Annotated in this window: 19 protein-coding genes; 10 read left to right on the top strand and 9 right to left on the bottom strand. The window is 60.7% G+C overall.

The window, feature by feature from the left end:
- Nucleotides 1-114: 114 nt before the first annotated feature.
- From HBJ59_RS22995 to HBJ59_RS22985, 3 genes are all read right to left on the bottom strand, one after another.
- The gene (locus tag HBJ59_RS22995) at nucleotides 115-1,128 is read right to left on the bottom strand and encodes an AI-2E family transporter (RefSeq protein WP_076018014.1); all 1,014 of its coding nucleotides are present in this window, start codon (nucleotides 1,126-1,128) and stop codon (nucleotides 115-117) included.
- 191 nt (nucleotides 1,129-1,319) lie between these two features.
- The gene (locus tag HBJ59_RS22990) at nucleotides 1,320-1,634 is read right to left on the bottom strand and encodes a PsiF family protein (protein ID WP_017478381.1); all 315 of its coding nucleotides are present in this window, start codon (nucleotides 1,632-1,634) and stop codon (nucleotides 1,320-1,322) included.
- A gap of 71 nt (nucleotides 1,635-1,705) precedes the next feature.
- Complete coding sequence (locus tag HBJ59_RS22985; protein ID WP_167664843.1) at nucleotides 1,706-2,494, bottom strand: helix-turn-helix transcriptional regulator; 789 nt, start codon at nucleotides 2,492-2,494, stop codon at nucleotides 1,706-1,708.
- A gap of 97 nt (nucleotides 2,495-2,591) precedes the next feature.
- On the opposite strand from HBJ59_RS22985, the gene HBJ59_RS22980 reads away from it, so the two are divergent.
- On the top strand, nucleotides 2,592-3,488 hold the full coding sequence (locus tag HBJ59_RS22980; RefSeq protein ID WP_076018016.1) for a DMT family transporter: 897 nt from the start codon (nucleotides 2,592-2,594) through the stop codon (nucleotides 3,486-3,488).
- On the opposite strand, the gene HBJ59_RS22975 is transcribed toward HBJ59_RS22980, so the two are convergent.
- On the bottom strand, nucleotides 3,481-3,786 hold the full coding sequence (locus HBJ59_RS22975) for a multidrug efflux SMR transporter (RefSeq protein ID WP_076018017.1): 306 nt from the start codon (nucleotides 3,784-3,786) through the stop codon (nucleotides 3,481-3,483). The genes HBJ59_RS22980 and HBJ59_RS22975 overlap by 8 nt on opposite strands.
- Before the next feature lies 1 nt (nucleotide 3,787).
- Complete coding sequence (locus HBJ59_RS22970; protein ID WP_167664842.1) at nucleotides 3,788-4,429, bottom strand: FMN-dependent NADH-azoreductase; 642 nt, start codon at nucleotides 4,427-4,429, stop codon at nucleotides 3,788-3,790.
- A 124-nt stretch (nucleotides 4,430-4,553) separates the two neighbouring features.
- Between HBJ59_RS22970 and HBJ59_RS22965 the strand changes: the two genes are divergently transcribed.
- Nucleotides 4,554-5,465, top strand: a complete 912-nt coding sequence (locus HBJ59_RS22965; protein ID WP_167664841.1) for a LysR substrate-binding domain-containing protein — start codon at nucleotides 4,554-4,556, stop codon at nucleotides 5,463-5,465.
- Between the two features lie 99 nt (nucleotides 5,466-5,564).
- On the top strand, nucleotides 5,565-6,095 hold the full coding sequence (locus tag HBJ59_RS22960; protein ID WP_167664840.1) for a bacterioferritin: 531 nt from the start codon (nucleotides 5,565-5,567) through the stop codon (nucleotides 6,093-6,095).
- A gap of 137 nt (nucleotides 6,096-6,232) precedes the next feature.
- Here the strand turns inward: HBJ59_RS22960 and HBJ59_RS22955 are convergent, their stop codons facing one another.
- Nucleotides 6,233-8,302, bottom strand: coding sequence for an AsmA family protein (locus HBJ59_RS22955; protein ID WP_167664839.1), 2,070 nt, complete (start codon nucleotides 8,300-8,302; stop codon nucleotides 6,233-6,235).
- A 368-nt stretch (nucleotides 8,303-8,670) separates the two neighbouring features.
- On the opposite strand from HBJ59_RS22955, the gene HBJ59_RS22950 reads away from it, so the two are divergent.
- A complete protein-coding gene (locus tag HBJ59_RS22950; RefSeq protein WP_076018022.1) occupies nucleotides 8,671-9,120 on the top strand; it encodes a hypothetical protein in 450 nt (149 codons plus the stop codon).
- Between the two features lie 151 nt (nucleotides 9,121-9,271).
- Nucleotides 9,272-9,904: a TetR family transcriptional regulator gene (locus tag HBJ59_RS22945; RefSeq protein ID WP_017478372.1), complete on the top strand. Its 633-nt coding sequence runs from the start codon at nucleotides 9,272-9,274 to the stop codon at nucleotides 9,902-9,904.
- Nucleotide 9,905: 1 nt separating this feature from the next.
- Here HBJ59_RS22945 and HBJ59_RS22940 read toward each other — a convergent pair whose 3' ends face one another.
- Nucleotides 9,906-10,394: a C40 family peptidase gene (locus HBJ59_RS22940; protein WP_076018024.1), complete on the bottom strand. Its 489-nt coding sequence runs from the start codon at nucleotides 10,392-10,394 to the stop codon at nucleotides 9,906-9,908.
- A gap of 338 nt (nucleotides 10,395-10,732) precedes the next feature.
- Here HBJ59_RS22940 and ureE point away from each other — a divergent pair, with 338 nt between their 5' ends.
- The 5 genes from ureE to HBJ59_RS22915 all read left to right on the top strand — a co-directional run bounded on the left by ureE (nucleotide 10,733) and on the right by HBJ59_RS22915 (nucleotide 14,452).
- On the top strand, nucleotides 10,733-11,233 hold the full coding sequence (gene ureE, locus HBJ59_RS22935) for an urease accessory protein UreE (RefSeq protein ID WP_076018025.1): 501 nt from the start codon (nucleotides 10,733-10,735) through the stop codon (nucleotides 11,231-11,233).
- Nucleotides 11,230-11,904 (top strand): urease accessory protein UreF, encoded by a 675-nt coding sequence (locus tag HBJ59_RS22930; RefSeq protein WP_167664838.1) that lies wholly within the window; start codon nucleotides 11,230-11,232, stop codon nucleotides 11,902-11,904. The genes ureE and HBJ59_RS22930 overlap by 4 nt, the downstream gene beginning before the upstream one ends.
- Before the next feature lie 23 nt (nucleotides 11,905-11,927).
- Nucleotides 11,928-12,542 carry an urease accessory protein UreG gene (gene ureG, locus HBJ59_RS22925; RefSeq protein WP_003217431.1) on the top strand — a complete coding sequence of 205 codons (615 nt, stop codon included), beginning with the start codon at nucleotides 11,928-11,930 and terminating at the stop codon, nucleotides 12,540-12,542.
- 24 nt (nucleotides 12,543-12,566) lie between these two features.
- The gene (locus tag HBJ59_RS22920) at nucleotides 12,567-13,139 is read left to right on the top strand and encodes a HupE/UreJ family protein (protein WP_167664837.1); all 573 of its coding nucleotides are present in this window, start codon (nucleotides 12,567-12,569) and stop codon (nucleotides 13,137-13,139) included.
- 182 nt (nucleotides 13,140-13,321) lie between these two features.
- Nucleotides 13,322-14,452: an AGE family epimerase/isomerase gene (locus HBJ59_RS22915; protein WP_076018028.1), complete on the top strand. Its 1,131-nt coding sequence runs from the start codon at nucleotides 13,322-13,324 to the stop codon at nucleotides 14,450-14,452.
- Here HBJ59_RS22915 and HBJ59_RS22910 read toward each other — a convergent pair.
- Nucleotides 14,424-15,329 (bottom strand): cation diffusion facilitator family transporter, encoded by a 906-nt coding sequence (locus HBJ59_RS22910; RefSeq protein WP_003217435.1) that lies wholly within the window; start codon nucleotides 15,327-15,329, stop codon nucleotides 14,424-14,426. The genes HBJ59_RS22915 and HBJ59_RS22910 overlap by 29 nt on opposite strands.
- A 223-nt stretch (nucleotides 15,330-15,552) precedes the next feature.
- Nucleotides 15,553-16,320: an SDR family oxidoreductase gene (locus tag HBJ59_RS22905; RefSeq protein ID WP_167664836.1), complete on the bottom strand. Its 768-nt coding sequence runs from the start codon at nucleotides 16,318-16,320 to the stop codon at nucleotides 15,553-15,555.
- Between the last annotated feature and the right edge of the window lie 476 nt (nucleotides 16,321-16,796).

The following is a 16,796-nucleotide window of genomic DNA, read 5'->3' as shown; positions in this document are numbered from 1 at the left end:
GCGCCCTTCGCGAGCAAGCCCGCTCCCACATTCGACCGAGTTCCAGCTTTGGAATGCAGCCGAATGTGGGAGCGGGCTTGCTCGCGAAGGGGCCAGTCCAGGCAACATCAATGCCTAAACCATCCCCGCCAGCTTCAACTCACTCTTCAAGTACGCATAATAAATCGGCCCCGCCACCACCCCCGGCAGGCCGAACGCGGCTTCGAACACCAGCATCGCCAACAACAATTCCCACGATTTGGCACTGATCTGCCCGCCGACGATCCGCGCGTTGAGGAAGTACTCGACCTTGTGGATCACGATCAGGTAGCCCAACGCCGCCACCGCCACCCAAATCGACAGCGACAAGGCCACGATGGTGATCAGGGTGTTGGACATGAGGTTACCGATCACCGGCAGCAGGCCCAGCAGGAATGTCAGCACGATCAGGGTCTTGGTCAGCGGCAGGTGAATCCCGCACAGCGGCAGCACCACCGCGAGGAAGATCGCGGTGAACGCAGTGTTCAGCGCGGCGATCTTGATCTGGGCGAAGACGATGTTGCGAAAGGCCTGGACCAGCAAGTGCAGACGATCGAACAGCGCAGCAGCCAAGGGTTTACGTTTGGTGACGTCCGGCACCCGTTGCAGGGCGATGATCGCGCCCAGCACCATGCCGATCAGCAAGGTCACGAACATGTGCGCAGCGTCTTTGCCCACCAACTGCAATTCGCTGAGGTGTTTGCTCAGCCATTCGCCGATGGCCACGCGAAACTCGGCGGCGCTGGCCGGCAGGTAGGCGTCGAGGAACGGCGGCAGTTGGCCGCGCGCACGGTCAACCACGCCCATGAATTTGTCGAGGGAAGCCCCCGGGTTTTCCGCTTCGTGCAGCAGGAAGCTGATGGCCCCGGCGAAGATCAGGGTCAGGATGCTGACGATCAAAGTCCCCAGCAACGCCACCGCCAACCAGCGCGCACGCCGGCCTTCGATCAGCCGCTGCAACTGCGGGGTGAGCATGTTGACCAGCTCGTACACCAGCAGCCCGGCCAGCAGGCTCGGCAGCAACTTCAACGGCAAAACCAGCAGCAGCCCGCCAAAAATCAGCACGCAACTAACCAACAACAACACGTGACGCTGAGAAAACGTTGGCATACAGCCTCAAAACGAACGGCGTTAAAAGATGCTGTTATTTGTAGGAGCGAGCTTGCTCGCGAAAAACGCAAGGAAGCCACGTTTATTCAGGATGAACGCGTTTTCGTTGACGTTCTTCGCGAGCAAGCTCGCTCCTACAAGACAACAGAGGGCTGTGTGCGAGTGTCGCAGCCTTCTATGGCACCCGGCTATTATTTCTTCAGGCAGGTGCTCATAAACGTTTTACGTGCATCGCCGGTCAGCGCCTGGGTTTTCGCCGTGGCGTTGCAGTCTTTCATCTTCTGCTGCTGTGGCGTGAGGGTCTTGGCGTCGTTGGCGGCCGGGGCGGCCTTGAGGCAGGTGCTCATGAATGCCTTGCGATCATCACCGGTTTTGCCACTGGTCTTGGCTTCGGCGTTGCAAGTGGTCATTTTTTGTTGCTGAGCCGTCTGTGCGGCAGTCGCGGCAAAGCCTTGGGAACACAACAGCAAGCCCATCATCAACAGCGGAATACGCAGCATCTTCATGGAGTTTTCTCCCTGTTACCGTGCCGAGGGGCACGGCCTCCCCAGCAGTGTAGTCAAACCTTGTTACACGTTCACCTGCTACGAATATTCGTCCGTCGGTACTGCTCCGGGGTGCAGCCGGCCTGGCGCTGAAACATCGCGATAAACGCCGAGGCGGTGCTGTAGCCCAGGTCAAAGGCCACTTCCTGGATGCTGCGCGGGCTATCCAAGGCTTCGATGGACGCGAGGAAGCGCAGGCGTTGGCGCCATTCGCCGAAACTCATCCCCAGTTCACGAGCAAATTGCCGGGCCAGGGTGCGCTCGCTGACATGTGCCTGCTCCGCCCACTGGGCCAGCGCGCGGTTATCACCTGGGTCGGCCTGCATGCCTTCCAGTACGCTGAGCAACCCGGGATGGCTGGCGTACGGCAGGAAGCAATCGTGCACCGGGGCCTGCCGGAGCTGGTCGACCAGCACTTGGGCGAGGCGCACATCAGCTTCATTCTCGGGAATGTTGACGTCACGCTCGGCGAAATCGCTGAGGATCGCCTTGAGGATATCGCTGATGGTCAGGGTGCACGGCTGCGCCGGCAAGTGCTCGCACAGCGTGGGCGCCAGGTACACCGAGCGATAGACAACCGCCTGGGCATTGTAGGAACTGTGCTGGGTATTCGGCGGGATCCACACCGCGTATTGCGGCGGCGACATGAAACGGCTGCCGGCGACTTCAAAACGCATCACGCCTCGGGCCGAGTAGTCCAGGGAGCCCCAGGCATGCTGGTGCGCACTGGCATGGGTGTCGGCCTCGAACTCCGAATAACGGAAGTACACCGGGGACGGCAACTGGTCGAAATCGGGAAGGTTGATGTACTTCTTGAGCATATTGTCTGGATACAAAGGTCGGATGGCTGGATCGAAGTATAGGCTTCGATCCAGACAAAGGATAATCGCCGCTCATAGACGTAACAGGTTCCTTTAGATGCAATACGCTTATCCGTTACTGGCCATTTTTATCTGGGCCGGCAATACCGTGGTCAACAAACTCGCGGTGGGGACGATTTTCCCTGCCGAGATCGGCTTTTATCGCTGGCTGCTGGCCGGCGTGCTGTTTACCCCGTTCATGCTCAAACCTGTCATCGCCAATTGGTCGCTGATTCGTCCCAACCTGGGCAAGATCTTTATCCTCGGCGTGCTGGGCATGGCGGTGTATCAGAGCCTGGCGTATTACGCCGCCAACCTGACCTCGGCCACCAACATGGGCATCATCCTCTCGCTGATGCCGCTGATGGCCCTCACCGCCGCAATCATCAGCCTTGGCCAACGCCTGACCTTCGGCGCCCTGACCGGTGCCGTGCTGTCGTTCGCTGGCGTGGTGGTGGTGGTCTCCGCCGGCAGTCTCAGCGCGCTGCTGCAACACGGGCTGAATATGGGTGATGCGATGATGCTGGTGGCCACCCTCGCCTACGCGGTCTACAGCACCCTGCTGAAAAAATGGCAGCTGCGGTTGCCGCCGCTGGTATTGCTGTATTTGCAGGTGCTGGTGGCGGTGGTGGTGCTGTTTCCGCTGTTCCTGTTCTCCGACAAGGCCGGCCTTGGCTGGTCGAATATCCCGCTGGTGCTGTATGCCTGCCTGCTGGCCTCGATGCTCGCGCCGTTGGCGTGGATGCATTCGGTGAAGACCCTCGGCCCAAGCCGCACCACGCTGTTTTTCAACCTGCTGCCGCTGATCACCGCGTTGATTGCCTCAGTGGTGCTGAAGGAGCAACTGGCGATGTATCACCTGGTGGGCGGCTTGCTGACCCTGGGCGGGGTGATTTTGTCGGAGCGCTGGACGACTCCGGTTCGCAGCAATGTCAGCGCGCCTGAAGCTACTTAAGGCCGACCACGCCGGCGACGATCAAGCCTACCGACACCAGCTTGATCATCGTCAGGCTCTCCCCCAGCAGCGCAAACCCGAGAAACACCGTGCCCAGTGAACCAATGGCGGTCCAGATCGGGTAAGCCACGCTCACCGGCAGTTCACGCATGGCCAGGGTCAGGAAATAGATCCCGCCCACCGCTGCAATGACGGTGATCAGCGATGGCCACAGCCGGGTGAAGCCGTCGGCGTACTTCATGCCCATGGCGAAGGTCACCTCAAACCCGGCAGCGATCAGCAGGAAGAGCCAGGACACCTCAGAAGCTCCCGGCCAGATCGCGCAGTTGCCCTTCGACCGCATCGCAGGAGCGGCGGAACACGCTCGGGTCGGACTCTTCACCTTCTGCTGCAATCACCGTGACGTCTTCAACGCCGATGAACCCCAACGCGGTGCGCAAGTGCGGATCGGCGTGGTTCATCGCCTCGTTTTCCCCGCCCGGGCCAAAGCCACTGCCGCCGCGGCTGGTGATGATCAGCGCCTTTTTACCCAACAGCAACGGCTGGTACTGGGCGATGCCCTGGCTGTCCTGGGTGATGTCCACGGTGTGGCCCATGCGCACGATCTGGTCGATCCAGGCCTTGAGGCCGCTGGGAATCCCGAAGTTGTACATCGGCACGGAAATCACCAGCAAATCGTGCTCGACCAGCTCGGCCACCAGTTCGTTGCTCAGTTGCAAATCAGCGTGCATGGACAAGGGCATCGACTGCGGCTCGGGGTGAAAACTGGCGGCAATAAAGGCTTCGCTGACATGGGGAATCGATGCACGGCCGACTTCGCGGCGACTCAGTTGCGCGTCAGGGTTGGTGGCGTGCCAGGCGGCCAGGAACACCTCGGCCAGGCGCCGGGAGTGAGAACGTTCGCCACGGGGGCTGGAATGGATCGCAAGCATTTTTTTCATCTGTAGGCCTTCACGCGCTAGACTCAGGCAACCTGACTGGCCGCCTCTCTTGCCCACAAATCTAGAGATGCCTGGCTTACCTCACAAATGAGCAATAGTTGTTCTGGATGATCTGAATTCATCCATGGAGCCTCATATGTTTGCCTCGCTGCCCCTGACCGCCCTGCGTGCCTTTGAATCGGCGTCGCGCCTGCTGAGCTTCAAGGCCGCCGCCCAGGAGCTGTCGGTAACGCCGACGGCCGTGTCCCACCAGATTCGCTCCCTGGAAACCTGGCTCGGCGTGCCACTGTTCGAGCGCCTGCCGCGCCAGGTGCGCCTGACAGAACGCGGCGAGCGCCTGTTCCACAGCCTGCACGGCGCGCTGCTGGACGTCGCGCAAAGCGTCGACACCCTGCGCCCGCAGCGCAGCGCCGGCAATCTCACGCTCTCCACCACGCCGGCGTTTGCCGCTCTGTGGCTGGTGCCGCGACTCGGCCGCTTCTATGCCGCCCATCCGGATATCAGCCTGCGCCTGGACACCAACTGCGCCGTGGTCGATTTGCAGCAGGACGCCAGCGTCGACCTGGTGATCCGCTACAGCATTGACGATTACGTGAACCTGTACGGTTTATGCCTGTTCGACGAATGCTTCGCGGTGTATGGCTCCCCCGAACAGGTCGCCCTGGCGAGCGAACGTACCCCGACCCTGATCAGCGTGTGCTGGCACAACTCCAAGCTGTACGCCCTGGGCTGGCAGGCCTGGTGCGAAAAGGCCGGGGAAGACTGGCTGCAATCCGCCTCGCCACTGCGCGAATACGACGAAGAGCACTACGCCTTGCAAGCAGCGATTGCCGGCCAGGGTCTGGTGTTGGCGAGCAACATCCTGGTTTCGGAAAGCGTCGCCAGCGGTTTACTGGTGCCTTACCGGCCACAGGTCCATGTCGACGGCGCCGGTTACAGCGCCCTGTGCGTGCCGGGCCGTGAACGACACCCGCCGGTCCGGGCGTTTTTTGAATGGTTGCAGGAGGAAGCGCGGCTATCGGGACACGCGCTGTAAAATCCGATAAAACTTTTCGGGTTGCCTGGGACTCACAACCAATGAGCGATCACGCCGGCAGAGCGTGGCGCAAAACCGGATTAGTACCAGGAGAATGAGATGACTGACTCACATTTGTCTGACGTAGCCACCTTACGTGAGCGCGCCCGCAAGAACGTCGAAAACGGTGCCGTGACTGAAGGCTATGACGCCGACCGCCAGGAAATCCTGCGTCTGCTCAACGAATCGCTGGCCACCGAACTGGTGTGCGTGCTGCGCTACAAGCGCCACTATTTCATGGCCAATGGCGTCAAGGCGCATGTCGCCGCCGAGGAATTCCTCGAGCACGCCACCCAGGAAGCCGAACACGCCGACAAGCTGGCCGAACGCATCGTGCAGTTGGGCGGCGAGCCGGAGTTCAACCCCGACCTGCTGTCGAAGAACTCCCACGCGCAATACGTGGCCGGCAATACGCTGAAGGAAATGGTCTACGAAGACCTGGTGGCCGAGCGCATCGCGGTGGACAGCTATCGCGAGATCATCCAGTACATCGGCGACAAAGACCCGACCACTCGCCGGATCTTCGAAGACATTCTGGCCCAGGAAGAAGAACACGCCGATGACATGGCGGATATTCTGAAGGACCTGTAACTAACACAGCTAACACCGCAAAACCCATGTGGGAGCGGGCTTGCTCGCGAAGGCGGTGGACCAGTCGGCACATTATTGACTGATCCACCGCCTTCGCGAGCAAGCCCGCTCCCACATTTGGTTCCTGGTTTTGTCAGCTAGCCCTTCACTGTTTTAGGCGCCTTGCCTTCCTTCATCTGTTGCAGCAACGGCGCACATTGGTTCGGCTCATCGCCGCTCGGTGCCACCAGCGCCAGCAAGCCTGCTGCCGGACCGGCAATCACACCCAGTGCAACCATTCCCGCGCCACGCAGCATCAGCGGCACCGCCTTCACGCCAGCATTCGGCTTGATAAACGGCCCGTTGACATACAACGGCGAGCGCAGGGAGAACAGGCGGAAGCCTTTCGACTCTGGCGTGATCGTCAGATCAAGCTGCTCACTGGCCATGTTCGCAGTGCCATCGATGTAGATGATCGCGTTCTCGGTATCGAACACAAACAGACGAGTCGTCGCCAGGCCGGACTTGATGCCAAAGTCTGCCGCCGCGCAGTTGATCTTCACTTCCTTGTCGCCAAACAGTCGGCCTACCACGTAGTTGCCGACGTTAAGCCCGGCGATTTCCATCAGGCCACGGCTGATGGCGCCGTCGTTGATCAACATCTTCAGATCACCATTCGACGTGCCCAACAGCGCCGCGACGGAGTTGCCGCGCCCGGAAATGTCGGCGTCACCGTTGAGTTCACCGAAGCTGGTTTTCATCGGTTCAAAGGTCGGGAACAGCTGCTTGAGCTTGAAGTTACGTGCGGTGAGTTTGGCCTGGCCTTCCATCGGCGTGGTGCGCCCATTGAGGCGAATCTGCGCGTCGAGCTTGCCACCGGCTACGCCGAAACGCAGGGGCTCGAGGCTCAACTGGCCGTCGTTCAACACCAGGTGGGTGTAGAGGTCGGTGAACGGCAGTTCGGCACTGTGGACGATGCGCTTGCCGGTGAATTCGACGTCGGCATCCATGTCGCGCCAGCGCTCCGTGCGGAACTCTTCCACCGGCAGCACCTTGGTCGCCGGCTGCTTGCTTTCGCCGCCACGGGCTTTTTGCTTGGCGTTGGAGTCAGCACCAATCAGCGGCGCCAGGTCGGCCATCAACAGTTGGTTGGAAACCAGCGCCCCCGTGAGCTTGGGCCGTGGCTGGCTGGCGACGTAGCCAAGGTTGCCGTGGATGTCGCTGTTGCCGATCTTGCCGTTGAAGTTTTCATACTGGAACGACGCACCGCTGGCCTCATGCAGCTTGGCGATCAGGTGGCCGTCGGTGGAATAAGCCGGCGAATCCGGCAAGGTCACACCAGTGAGCGGGTACAGGTTGCCCAGGCTGCTGCCGGAGAGCTTGAGGCGCAGGTCGAGGGCGCCGAGGTTCATCGGGTCGGTGAGGGTGCCGGCCAGCGCGATGCTGGTGTCGCCGATCCTGGCCTGTGCTTGCAGCGGGAACGGCTTGGCCGCGTCCTGCAATGCCAGCAAGCCACCAATCTTGCCGGTGCCATCGAGCTTCTGGCCGTGGTACTTGCCTTTGACCTTGAGGGCGAACGCGTAATCCTGCGGCGCCGAGCCTTTTTCCAGGGCTTTCTTGGCGTCGGCATCACCGACGATCTCACCGAAGGGAATTGGCTTGCCGAGCAAATCAATCACTACGTCGAGTTGGGTCTTGAGGGTTTGGTCGTCGAGGGTCACGTGGCCTTTGTCGAAACCAATCGCGCCGATGTCCACCACCCAGTTGGAGGGTTCAGCGTTCGGATCCTTGGGGTCGAACTTGAAGGTCCAGTTGGCGCGGCCGTCGGCCAGGCGCTGCAACTGCGCACTCGGTTCGGTGAGGTCGATACGCGGGATCACCACGCGCTGGGCCAGCAACGCCAGGGGCGAGACGCGCAATTCCACGCGTTTGAGGGTGACCATCTGCGGGGTTTTCGACCAGTCGGGGTTGCCCAGGGTCAGGTCTTCGGCAATCACATGGGGCCACGGAATCCAGGCGCGCCAGCCGCCTTCATCGGGCTCGCGCTGCCACACCACTGCCAGGTTGCCATTGATGGCAAACGGTCGATGCAGCTCTTCGGAGACCTTGGCGTTGAGCGGCGGCTTGATCCGGTTCCAGTCGAAGAACACCAGGACCAGCACCACAATGGCGATTAACAGAACGAAGCTGGCGCAGCTCCAGGCGAGAATTTTACGAGTGCGCGTCATTGCACAGGACTCCAGGTTACGACTGAGCGGGCGCATTGCGGCGCGCGTTTTGACTACAGCTTATATGGCTACGACTGACAAACGGCGCTGGGGTTTAACCACATTGATGAATTAGCCGTCAAAACCGCCTTTCCTGACCAATCAGACAGTTTCAATCATCAATCACGCACCGTTGTTACCCACGGTCGTGTCGAAAATACCCACCACGGTGCAAAAGCGCGGGCTTGAGACCTGCGAGATAGAGCCCTCGGCGAGAACAATCAATTCTGTTGATTATTACCATTGTGTTTATGAACTTTTATATCGACTTATCAAGAGTAGCATTAGCCCTGTACCCAATTTATCGCCCTCCCAAGGAGCAACCCATCATGAAACGCCAATTACTCGCAAGCTTTGTACTCTCCGTCCTGGCCACCAGCGCATTTGCCCTGCCAGCTGCTGAACAGGCCACGCCACAAGTAAAAGCCGATGCTTCCCACGTCAGCCAAACCCTGGCGCGCAGCGGTGCTTCGGACAAGAACAACACCGACTACAACGGCAGCATCACTGAAAACGGTTCGGACAACGCCAACAAACGCGCTTACACCGAAGGTGTTGTAGAAAACGGCCGTAATCGTCTGGAACAGAAAGGCCTGGTTGAAGGTGGCGCTGATCGCCTGATGGAACGCAACGCTGTTGCCGAAGGTGGCCGTGATCGCCTGGAACAGAAAGGTCTGGTTGAAGGCGGTGCTGAACAAGCCAACGAACGCGCCTATGCCGGTTCCGTAGCTGAAGGCGGTGCTGACCGTCTGCAAGAACTGCATCAAGCACAGAGCTAAGCCCGTGCTGGCCCTGGAAAAAAGCCCGATCACCCGATCGGGCTTTGACTTTGTGTGAACCGCAACGCCCTTCTCCCTTTTGAAGTTCGACGCTGGCAAAGCTGATTTGCTAGAGTGCGTCGCTGTCCTTGTCCACAAAGCCCGCCTGCCAATGCTGCCCCGCGCCGAACAGAAGCAACAGACCCGACTCGCCCTGATGGACGCAGCCCGCCATCTGATGGAGTGTGGCCGTGGGTTCGGCAGCCTGAGCCTGCGTGAAGTGGCCAAGACCGCCGGCATCGTGCCCACCGGTTTCTACCGTCACTTTGCCGATATGGATCAGTTGGGCCTGGTATTGGTCAGTGAAGTCGGCCAGACCTTTCGCGCGACGATTCGCCTGGTGCGCCACAACGAATTCGTAATGGGCGGCATCATTGATGCCTCGGTACGGATTTTCCTGGATGTGGTCGCCGCCAACCGTTCGCAATTCCTGTTCCTGGCCCGCGAGCAATACGGTGGCAGCCTCGCCGTGCGCCAAGCCATTGGTGCCCTGCGCGAAGACATCACCAGCGACCTCGCCGCCGACCTGACCCTGATGCCCAAGCTCCAGCACCTGGATGCCGACGGTTTGCACGTAATGGCCGACCTGATCGTCAAGAGCGTGTTCGCTACCTTGCCCGATATCATCGACCCGCCCGCCGAAGCGCTGCCTGCGCACCTCACGCCTCAAGCCAAGATCACCCAGCAACTGCGCTTTATCTTCATTGGCCTCAAGCATTGGCAAGGCCTGGGCAGCACCGAATAACTCAGCGCACGGCGTGGAATCGCTTGGCGGTGGTGTAGTTCTTGTTCCAGTAACTGTTTGCCAGTGAGTCGATGCGCACGCTTTTGCCGGTGCGGGGCGAGTGAATGAATTTGCCCTCACCTATATAGAGACCAACGTGGCTGACCTGGCCGCGCCCATTGCCCCTGAAAAATACCGCATCACCCGGTTGCAATGCATCGCGCTTGACCGTGGCCGCAGTTGAGCGATGCATCTCGGAAGTCGTGCGGGGCAGATGAATGTTGGCTTCAGTCTTGAACAGGTACACCAGGAAGCTGCTGCAATCGAACCCCTGCCGTACCGAGGTGCCGCCCCACTTGTAGGGCGTGCCCAGCAGTGCATGGGCACGATCGATCACGTTGTCGATAGAGGGCCGCGGGGCAAATGCCGGGGCCCGCTGGAGATTGGCCGAAGCGGATGAAAGGGCGAGCGACAGGCTGACAATGATTAAACAGAAAAATGACTTGTACATGATGGAACCGCTGAGAATTAAACACGGAGCGGAATCCTAATGAAACAGCGCGTAACCCGATGACCGCCTAATCCTGTAACTGCGTGGGAAAAATCCGAAACAACTCATCACCCCCCCAAAGATGAAAGAAATTTCATGCAGCGAGCCATGGAATTCAACGCTGAGCGCCCGAATCCGGTGCTATAAATCCACTCACGCACCAAAATGAAACATTTTGGAATAATTTCCTGCGCCATCAGGTGGCACATGCCGCCTGCCTACAGGGAATTCCTACTCTTCGCGTGGTTGGCAAGACCCTTGCTCTAGCTTGCTTATCGCTCATAGCTGGAAGCTTTCTGATGTTGGTGATCCACCGCCGAATCGCCCCCGAACCCGTCTGGGCCGCCGAGTTGCTGCTGAACTTCGAAGCCCGCAGCAAAAGCCGCCTGCGCTGTTTCAGTGCCGACGGAGAAGACGTCGGCCTGTTCCTGGAGCGCGGCCAATCGCCGCTGCACGATGGCGAATTCCTACAGGCCGAAGACGGACGTGTCGTACGCGTATGTGCCCGCCCTGAACAACTGTTGCACGTCACCTGCAGCAGTGCCTTTGAACTGACCCGCGCCGCCTATCACCTGGGCAATCGCCATGTCGCCCTGCAAGTGGGCGACGGCTGGCTGCGCCTGCTCGATGACTACGTGCTCAAGGCCATGCTCGATCAGTTGGGCGCGACGACCGAAACCATCGAGGCTCCGTTCCAGCCGGAACACGGTGCCTATGGCGGTGGCCACCACCACTCCCGCCATGGCGACGAAGACTTCAACTACCCGCCCAAGCTGCACCAGTTCGGCGTACGTCTATGAACCCAGCCTGGGCGCTGTTGCGCCTGGCCAGTCCGCAGCTGCCGATTGGCGGCTACAGCTATTCCCAAGGCCTGGAAATGGCCGTGGAGCAAGCCCGCGTGACCGACCCGGCGAGTGCCGGGCGCTGGATCAGTGATCAATTATTGCTAAACCTGGCGCGCTTCGAAGCGCCGCTGCTGCTCGCCCACTGCAAGGCCGCTGCTGAACAGGATTGGCCGCGCCTCGCGCAGTTGTGTGAAGAACACCGCGCCAGTCGCGAGACCCGCGAGCTGTACCAGGAAAGCCGGCAGATGGGTTATTCGCTGCATCAACTGCTCAACGGTTTGCCGGAGCTGGATGATGACGCGCGGGCGTTTCTCGCGCTGCGACCCGAACCGCACCTGGCCCTGGGCTGGGCGCTGGCCGCCCGCGCCTGGCAGATCAGCCCCGATGACGCCCTGGCTGCCTGGTTGTGGAGCTGGCTGGAAAACCAGTTGACGGTGCTGATGAAGACTCTGCCACTGGGCCAGCAAGCCGCTCAACGCCTGACCAGTGAACTGCTGCCGCTGCTGCAACAAGCCCAGCAAAGCGCCAGCCAACTCGACCCCAATCACTACGGCAGCGCCGCCTTTGGCCTGTCCCTGGCGTGCATGGCCCATGAGCGCCAGTACAGCCGCCTGTTCCGTTCCTAGGGCACTTTATCTTGGAGAATCACATGAACACCCAACCCCTGCGCGTCGGCATCGGCGGCCCGGTCGGTTCCGGCAAGACCGCCCTGACCCTGGCCCTGTGCCTGGCCCTGCGCGACCGCTACAACCTGGCGGTGGTGACCAACGACATCTACACCCGTGAAGACGCCGACTTCCTGGTGCGCAACCAGGCCCTGGCGCCCGAGCGCATCATCGGCGTGGAAACCGGCGGCTGCCCCCACACCGCGATTCGCGAAGACGCCTCGATCAACCTCGAAGCCGTGGACCAGTTGAACCGGCGCTTTCCCGGCCTGGACCTGATCCTGGTGGAATCCGGCGGCGACAACCTGTCGGCCACCTTCAGCCCGGAACTGTCAGACCTGACCATCTACGTGATCGATGTGTCGGCCGGCGACAAACTTCCGCGCAAAGGCGGGCCGGGGATCTGCAAATCCGACCTGCTGGTGATCAACAAGATCGACCTGGCGCCGCTGGTGGGCGCGTCCCTGGAGCTGATGAACAGCGACACCCAGCGTATGCGCGGCGGTAAACCTTTCGTCTTCAGCAATCAGAAAACCGGCGTCGGCCTGGAAGAAATCGTCGCCTTCATCGAACGCCAGGGCTTGCTGACCGCAGCCTGATCAACCCCAACAAGGAGCCTGTCCATGCGCCTCAATACACTTCTCGCCGCCGCAGCGTTGCTGCTCACTCCCGCCCTCGCCTTCGCCCACCCCGGCCATGGCGACAACGGCCTGGTGGCCGGCATCAGTCACCCGCTGGGCGGCATCGACCACTTGCTGGCGATGGTCGCCGTGGGCCTGTGGGCAGCTCAACAAAAAGGCTCAGCACGCTGGGCGCTGCCGTGCACCTTTGTCGGCACCATGCTGATCGGCGGGATGCTGGGCTTTGAAGGGCTGGAACTGCCGGCGCTGGAAAGCGGGATTGCCGCGTCGGTGCTGGCGCTGGGCCTGGCGGTTGCGCTGGCAGTGCGTCCGCCGTTGTTCGTGGCGGTGGCAGCGACTGCACTGTTTGCGCTGTTCCATGGCGTGGCGCATGGCTTGGAGCTGCCGGACATGTCCAGCCCTTGGGCGTATGCCATAGGGTTTGTGGGTGCGACGGCGGTTCTGCATGCGGCGGGCTATGCCGTGGTGCGTTTCCTGCCAGCAGCGGCAGCACCGTTGGTGCGGGTGGCTGGTGCGGCGGCGGCGGCGACTGGGGTTTGGTTGCTCGCTGCCTGATTTTCGGCGCTCCTGAGGGCCTCTTCGCGAGCAAGCCCGCTCCCACATTCGACTGCATTCCAACAATGGAACTCGATCGAATGTGGGAGCGGGCTTGCTCGCGAAGGCGGCAGTAAAGACAACACCGATCCCAAGCCTGATACCATGTCGCGCAAACACCCCTGCCGTGACGACGCCAGCCGATGCCCATCGCTCCAAGCTCCGCCCTCAAGCCTCAATTGACCGCTGTGTTGACGCACTTCCACGACCTGATCGTGCCGCTCTGGCATGGCCCGGGCTGGAATGCCGACCTGGCGCTGCCCTATGAGGCCCTGGACGCCGATCATCGGCCTTTGCCCCCGCAACGCTACCGCGCCATGGCCTGCGCACGGCAGTTGTACCTGTTCGCCAGCCTGATAGGAGAGCCCGGCGCAGCCTTTGCCGAGGAGCGCGCCGCCGCACTGTTCCGCTCCCTGCAACGGCACTTCCACGACGCGGAGCACGGCGGCTGGTTCTACAGCATCGACGCCCACGGCAAGCCGCTGGATAAACGCAAAGACCTCTACACCCACGCCTTCATCATCTTTGCCTGCGCCCACTATTGGGCCAAGGTGCGTGAATCGCTGGCGGAGTCGGTACTCGATGCCGCCCTGGAAGTGGTTGCCGAACGCTTCGCCACCGGCGACGGCCTGTACGAAGCGGTGCTGGAACGTAACTGGTCATCCCTCAAGTCCGGCCCTCTGCAAAACCCGTTGATGCACCTCGCCGAAGGCTTCCTCGCCACGCTGGCCGTGCGTGAAGACGCCGTCACCCAAGACGCACTGGTGGACCTGGCCAACGCCATGCAGAAGCGCTTCATCGACCGCCAACAGGGCGTGATGATGGAAAAACCGCTGGGCGCTGTGGATAACTGGTTTGAGCCGGGGCACCAGTTCGAATGGTTCTTCCTGCTGGAATCTTCGGACTTGTTGCGGGGCACGCCGCTGCACGCATCGTTGAACAAAGCGTTCACCTATGCCGAGCAAAAGGGTGTGGATAAAGTGACTGGCGCGGTCAGCGGAATGCTGGCCCTGGACGGCAGCGTACGCGACGGCACCCAGCGTATCTGGGCCCAGGCCGAATACCTGCGGGCGCTGACCTTGCGGCCCAACAGTGAAGCCGTGCTGCAACGCCAATTGCTGGCGTTGCAGCAGCGCTTCCTGCACGACAAAGGCTGGAATGAGTGCCTGGATGCCAAGGGGCACGTGAGCCGACGGGACATGCCGTCGACCACGCCTTACCACTTGGCGACGTGCTACCTGGGCCTTACGCAATCCATTTGCGATCCCCGGTAAAACTGATCGTCAGCCAGCGCGCCGCGTCCGGTTTGCCGAGCCCTGTGGATATTTCTTCGCGTAGCCCGTCCAGGGTGGCGACGTTATCCACCGGGTAATCCGCCGGCAGTACCACATGAATCTCGATAAACCGCGCCCGCCCGTGCTTCTGCACGTAGGACACGTAGTCGTCGAAACCATGCCTGGCCTGGGCCGCGTCCATCACTTCGCGGACTTTGCCGTCCAGTTGGTCCGGCACAATCCCCAGCACATCCCGTAGCGCCGGGCGCAGGATCTTGAAGGCCGGCGCCAGCATGCTCAACGCCAGCAGGATCAGGATCAACGGGTCGACATACACCGCCCACTGCCCGTAGCCCTGAGACTTGAGCAACAGCGCCGCCAGGAAGCTCACCAGCAGCCCCACCGACAGCATCGCGTCCACCAGCCAGCTGATGTTGTCGAACTGGATCAGCGACGACTTGAGCGTGCGATTGCGATAACGCACATAGAAGAAATAGGCGAACTCGACGACGGTAAACACCGCCGCGTAGATGATCACCAAGCCCAACTCGATATCGCGCCCGCCATTGATAATGCCGAACACACCGTTGAGAAACGCATAGATGGCGATCAACAGCAGGAAACTGCCCTCGATCAACAGCACCATGGGCTCTAGGTGCCAGTAGCCGAACTGGAAACGTTCGTTGCTTTTCTTGGCGATCAGCTTGGCCGTGATCAGCATCAGCACCTTGATGGCCGTGGCGATCAGCGAGAAAAAGCCGTCGAATAAAATCGATTGGGCGCCCGACACCACACCCGTGACAATCCCGGCGATCGCTACGGCGAACATCAGGATGGTCGATTGTTTGAGCAGCGACTGCTCACCTCGGTTACTCACATATCCTCCTGTCAAAACCTTTGAACCGCACAACGCGGCGGGGTTTTCAGGGGTGGAGTGTACCTTATGTCCTGTTTTGGCCGATTTGCCGCATATTCAAGACTGACAAAAACCTGTGGCGAGGGAGCTTGCTCCCGCTGGGGCGCGGAGCGGCCCTAGCTTTTTTGGGGCCGCTTCGCAGCCCAGCGGGAGCAAGCTCCCTCGCCACAACAGCTCGACGAAATTAGGCCTTGGCGCCGCGCTCAATCGCAAACCCGGCCCAGGTCTGGCTGACCGGCATCAGTTCCAGACGGTTGATGTTCACGTGCGCCGGGGTGTTCAGCACCCAGAAGATCGTGTCCGCAATGTCCTGTGGCTGGATCGGCTCGGCACCGGCATAAGTCGCGTCATAACGCGACTGGTCACCGGCAAACCGCACCAGGGAGAACTCGCTTTCGCATAGGCCGGGCTCAATGTTGGTCACGCGCACGCCGGTGCCTTGCAAGTCACACCGCAGGTTCAGCGAGAACTGTTTGACGAAGGCCTTGGTGCCGCCATACACGTGGCTGCCCGGGTACGGGTAGCTGCCGGCGATGGAACCAAGATTGATGATGCCGGCGCCACGGCCGTGGGCGATCAGGCGCGGCAACAGCAGGCTGGTGGTGGTCAGCAGGCCCTTGATGTTGGTGTCGACCATGGTTTCCCAATCGTCGAGGCTGCACTTGGGCGCAGGGTCGGTGCCCACCGCCAGGCCGGCGTTGTTGATCAGCCCGCGCAGCGTGGCGAAGGACGGCGGCAGGTTGGCGATCGCCTCTTCCATGGCCTTGCGGTCACGTACGTCCACCACCAGGCCGAGTACTTCGGTCTGCTTGGAGAGCTCGGCGCACAGGGCGTTCAGACGCTCTGCGCGACGGCCGGTGAGCACCAGTTTCCAGCCGGCTTCGGCAAAACGGCGGGCACAGGCTTCGCCGAAACCGGAGGTCGCGCCAGTAATAAACAGCGTATTGGACATGGTGTTCTCCTTGCAGGGCTACGAGGTAAAAAATCAGCCAGCAGAATGCCCGGCTGCCGGGCTGGCGGCAACTGATACACGCTGTGGACACAGGTGAACGCGGCTCATACTGTACGAAATTCAACCAATCCCTTGGGAGCCATACAGGCCGTGGCGTGCAGCCATGTGCGCGCACCTTATCCACAGCCCCGTCCACAGTCTTTGGGGGCAAGTGCAAAAGCTGAAAGCCGCGGTGTACAAGGCTTTCAGCACGATTCAAAAAGTTTTTTGCTTGACCTGGACCAAGCCATATGTAGCCCGGTTCAAAACAGTGCACTCAGGACGATGGCTTCAGGCCAGTCATTCCGGCCTCTGCGGCACTCTTTCCAGAGTTTAGTCACAGACTTATCCACAGGCCGGAGTGACATATTCCGGTCATATACCTGTGTCTTTAAACAGGTTGACAAAACCCTCGGGTGGTCGCGAAAAACTTACTG

It is taken from the genome of Pseudomonas sp. AN3A02 (assembly GCF_011765255.1).
In the GTDB taxonomy this organism is placed as follows: Bacteria; Pseudomonadota; Gammaproteobacteria; order Pseudomonadales; family Pseudomonadaceae; genus Aquipseudomonas.
This window is presented reverse-complemented; position numbering and strand designations above follow the sequence as displayed.

Coding starts and splice junctions, on each gene's coding strand:
- HBJ59_RS22995 (WP_076018014.1), bottom strand. CDS start 1,128: ATGCCAACGTTTTCTCAGCGTCACGTGTTGTTGTTGGTTAGTTGCGTG.
- HBJ59_RS22990 (WP_017478381.1), bottom strand. CDS start 1,634: ATGAAGATGCTGCGTATTCCGCTGTTGATGATGGGCTTGCTGTTGTGT.
- HBJ59_RS22985 (WP_167664843.1), bottom strand. CDS start 2,494: ATGCTCAAGAAGTACATCAACCTTCCCGATTTCGACCAGTTGCCGTCC.
- HBJ59_RS22980 (WP_076018016.1), top strand. CDS start 2,592: ATGCAATACGCTTATCCGTTACTGGCCATTTTTATCTGGGCCGGCAAT.
- HBJ59_RS22970 (WP_167664842.1), bottom strand. CDS start 4,429: ATGAAAAAAATGCTTGCGATCCATTCCAGCCCCCGTGGCGAACGTTCT.
- HBJ59_RS22965 (WP_167664841.1), top strand. CDS start 4,554: ATGGAGCCTCATATGTTTGCCTCGCTGCCCCTGACCGCCCTGCGTGCC.
- HBJ59_RS22960 (WP_167664840.1), top strand. CDS start 5,565: ATGACTGACTCACATTTGTCTGACGTAGCCACCTTACGTGAGCGCGCC.
- HBJ59_RS22955 (WP_167664839.1), bottom strand. CDS start 8,302: ATGACGCGCACTCGTAAAATTCTCGCCTGGAGCTGCGCCAGCTTCGTT.
- HBJ59_RS22950 (WP_076018022.1), top strand. CDS start 8,671: ATGAAACGCCAATTACTCGCAAGCTTTGTACTCTCCGTCCTGGCCACC.
- HBJ59_RS22945 (WP_017478372.1), top strand. CDS start 9,272: ATGCTGCCCCGCGCCGAACAGAAGCAACAGACCCGACTCGCCCTGATG.
- HBJ59_RS22940 (WP_076018024.1), bottom strand. CDS start 10,394: ATGTACAAGTCATTTTTCTGTTTAATCATTGTCAGCCTGTCGCTCGCC.
- ureE (WP_076018025.1), top strand. CDS start 10,733: ATGTTGGTGATCCACCGCCGAATCGCCCCCGAACCCGTCTGGGCCGCC.
- HBJ59_RS22930 (WP_167664838.1), top strand. CDS start 11,230: ATGAACCCAGCCTGGGCGCTGTTGCGCCTGGCCAGTCCGCAGCTGCCG.
- ureG (WP_003217431.1), top strand. CDS start 11,928: ATGAACACCCAACCCCTGCGCGTCGGCATCGGCGGCCCGGTCGGTTCC.
- HBJ59_RS22920 (WP_167664837.1), top strand. CDS start 12,567: ATGCGCCTCAATACACTTCTCGCCGCCGCAGCGTTGCTGCTCACTCCC.
- HBJ59_RS22915 (WP_076018028.1), top strand. CDS start 13,322: ATGCCCATCGCTCCAAGCTCCGCCCTCAAGCCTCAATTGACCGCTGTG.
- HBJ59_RS22905 (WP_167664836.1), bottom strand. CDS start 16,320: ATGTCCAATACGCTGTTTATTACTGGCGCGACCTCCGGTTTCGGCGAA.